This is a genomic window from Polaribacter litoreus (assembly GCF_054584775.1).
This window is the reverse complement of the sequence record NZ_JBTLRD010000046.1, coordinates 1-3,474: the sequence shown is the minus strand read 5'-3', so window position 1 is coordinate 3,474 and position 3,474 is coordinate 1. Positions and strand designations below refer to the sequence as shown.

Genomic DNA, 3,474 nt, shown 5'->3' with positions numbered 1-3,474 from the left:
TCGCGGATTTTCTTTGTCAGTAATTATTTACTAAATTAGGTGCTTAAACACGCAACAAACCATATACATAAACGTTAGAGCCAATTAAAAAAAACTATGAACAGAGAAGCAGATTATACAATCAAAGGATTTATTTATCAATTTAATAAAACTCTTGAACAAGTATTATCTGAACCGAAAGGAACTGAAATAACTGTTGAAGGAATCATAGAAGATATTGATGTAATATCAGCTGGATTGACAAAAGCAATTCAATGTAAATATCACGAAACAAAAGGAAAATATAAATCATCTGACATTTCAAAACCAATTTTGCAAATGTTAGTTCATTATGCTAACAATAAAGATAAAAATGTTCAATACATACTTTACGCTCATTTTTCAGATGAAACTGAAGGAGAAAAAACAATTTCTAAAAGTGATATCGAAACAATCTTAAAATCAAAAGATAAATCTTATCTAAAGTATATTTCAGTATTAAAACCACCAAAAACACAAGCAATAAAAGACCTCTTATTAAAATCTAAGAAAAGTGCTGTAGAAATTAAAACAATTACTACATATTATGAAACAGCTACTGACTTAGAGTTACAAATAGATATAGACGAATTTTTAAAGCCTGAAAAATTTAAGTTTATTATTGGAAAGTCTTTTGATTCATTAATAGCAGAAATAAAACAGTTACTAGAAACTAAAAGTGGCTTTACAAAAGTTGATATCGAGGAACTTTTTTATCCAAATGCTATCCAAAAAATAGCTAACAAAAGTATTCTACATAATTCTGACGACAGGAAAATAAATAACACAAATTTTATATCAGAATTAGAAAAGAGTAAAAAAACAGCAATAACAAGATGGACCAGGGAACTATTAACTTATTCAAAACTTTTAACGAAAAGAAGAAGTCAGTTAAAATTGAACTTACAAGCTAATCACAGACTAAGATATTTTCTATTCAACGAATCGGATATTGAAGATTTTGAAAATAAAATAGTAAAATTTACCTCAGATTATATCAGTAAATATCATTATAAAATTAAACTTCATAGTAAAACACCTGTTTTCTGTATAAAAACAGATAACGAGAATTTAATATCACAAATAGAAAGTAGGTTACACCAAAAGGGATTAAAGTTTCAAAATGGATTAAAAGGAAATGATTTTTATCAAGGAGAATTTTTGAGAGAACCCGAAATAATTACCACAAAATCTTGGAGGGAATTCCAACTACGAATTTGTAATTACAATAGAGATACTGCTAAAGCTATAAATAGTAAAAAAAGTGATGACCTATTCATAATTGGAAAGAAAGATTTTAAAGAAATAGATACTCAAGATATTAATGTTGAATTTTTAGAAGTTTCTAACCTAAAAGAACTGCAATATTTATTAATGCTAACTGACAATTTTGAATAAATGGAAAATAAAGAATTAATAAAAATAGGAACTGTAATCGAAAGCGCTTCAAATTCAATTATAATTAGGATAGAAGATGATGAAACTTTTGAAAAAAACAAGCACGAAATTCAAATTGGTAAGTATTTACAAATTAAAGAAGGAAATCATAATTATGTCATTTGCGTCATTCAAAGTATAAAAATTAATGATGATAGTAAAAAATATATAATCAATTCTCAACCAATAGGTATATACTCGGAAGACTTCAAACAAGGTAGTTCTATTTTACCTTCACCAACGGAAGAAGTATTTATTATATCAGAATCTGTAATGAGTAAAATTTTTAGTGAAGACAGTAATTACTCATTTAAATTTGGAGAATTAATTCAAAATAGAGATATAAATCTACATATAAACGGAAATAGCTTTTTTAGTAAACATATTGCAGTTGTTGGCTCTACTGGTTCTGGTAAATCTTGTACTGTTGCTAAAATATTACAAGATGTTGTAGGCATAAACAAAAAAACTAATTTAAATAAAGGAAGCCAGAAAAATGCTCACGTAATTATATTTGATATTCATTCCGAATATAAATCTGCATTTGAAATTGATAGTAAAGAAAACTTTAGTCTAAATGCTCTTGATGTTGACAAATTAAAACTTCCTTATTGGTTAATGAACTCTGAGGAATTAGAATCACTATTTATTGAGAGTAACGAACAAAATTCACATAATCAAGTTTCACAATTTAAAAAAGCAGTAACACAGAATAAAGAAAAACATAATCCTGGATTATCAAAAGTAAACTACGACACACCTGTTTACTTTAGTATTGAAGAAGTTTATAACTACATTTCAAATATGAACAATGAGGTTATAAATAAAGTAGATGGAGAAGAGCAAAAACCAAAATTACTTGATGGAACTTTAATATCTGATTTAAACAAGTACTTTGACAAAAAATTAGATTTTGTAACAACTAGTACAGCCAAAGCAACAAAAGCAAGTAATGGTGCTTTCAATGGAGAATTTAATCGATTCTTATCAAGATTGGAAACTAAAATACACGACAAAAGATTAGAGTTTTTATTAAAACCTAATAAGGTTGATGGCACATTATATAAAACAGATGATTTCGAAGAAATATTAAAACAATTCCTTGGCTATTTAGACAAATCAAATATTACGATTATTGATTTAAGTGGTGTACCTTTTGAGGTTTTAAGTATAACTGTAAGTTTAATATCAAGATTAGTATTTGATTTTGCCTTCCATTATTCTAAATTAAAACACAATACACAAGAACTAAATGACATTCCATTTTTAATAGTTTGTGAAGAAGCTCACAATTATATTCCAAAAAATGGTGGAGCAGAATATAAAGCTTCAAAAAAATCAATAGAAAGAATTGCAAAGGAAGGAAGGAAATATGGATTGAGTTTAATGGTTGTCAGTCAACGACCTTCTGAGGTTTCAGATACTATTTTTTCTCAATGCAATAATTTTGTTGCTTTAAGACTAACAAATATTAGTGACCAAAATTATATCAAAGGTTTACTTCCAAATAATGCAAATTCTATAACAGACATATTACCGACACTATCTGCTGGCGAATGTTTAATTGTTGGAGACTCAACACCTATGCCAGCAATTGTAAAAATGGAAATGCCTGACCCAGAACCAAAATCTGAAAGTGTAAAGTTTCATAGTCAATGGGAGAATAATTGGAAAGAAGTTACATTTAGTGAAGTAATTTCAAGATGGCGAAAAGAATAACTGGCTCTAACACCGTGTATAATTAATGGCTGGTTCTCGCCTACTTACGAAAATCCTCGCGGATTTTCTATCTGGTGTTTATTTGCTAAATTAGGTGCTTAAACACGCCACTAATTATACACAAACACGTTGTAAATAATAGTGGGAAACACTCAGAAACATGAAAATTTAACTTTCCAAAATGTCTGAATTTAGTTGTTCGTGGTAATTTTTTAATCGCTTAAAAATGGAATTTAACAATTGCTGAATTATCTTTCACTCGTGAAAAAATTATTGTGGGAATTTTATCTTGTTTGTGGG

Annotated in this window: 2 protein-coding genes; both read left to right on the top strand. The window is 27.8% G+C overall.

The features are described 5' to 3' along the window. Positions 1-96: 96 nt before the first annotated feature. Complete coding sequence (locus tag ACW9UN_RS16855; protein WP_459487534.1) at positions 97-1,416, top strand: hypothetical protein; 1,320 nt, start codon at positions 97-99, stop codon at positions 1,414-1,416. Then, a complete protein-coding gene (locus ACW9UN_RS16850; protein WP_459487533.1) occupies positions 1,417-3,174 on the top strand; it encodes an ATP-binding protein in 1,758 nt (585 codons plus the stop codon). Positions 3,175-3,474: the final 300 nt, after the last annotated feature.

Excerpts from the sequence above, each read along its gene's own strand:
- ACW9UN_RS16850 (WP_459487533.1), top strand. The coding sequence starts at position 1,417 with ATGGAAAATAAAGAATTAATAAAAATAGGAACTGTAATCGAAAGCGCT.
- ACW9UN_RS16855 (WP_459487534.1), top strand. The coding sequence starts at position 97 with ATGAACAGAGAAGCAGATTATACAATCAAAGGATTTATTTATCAATTT.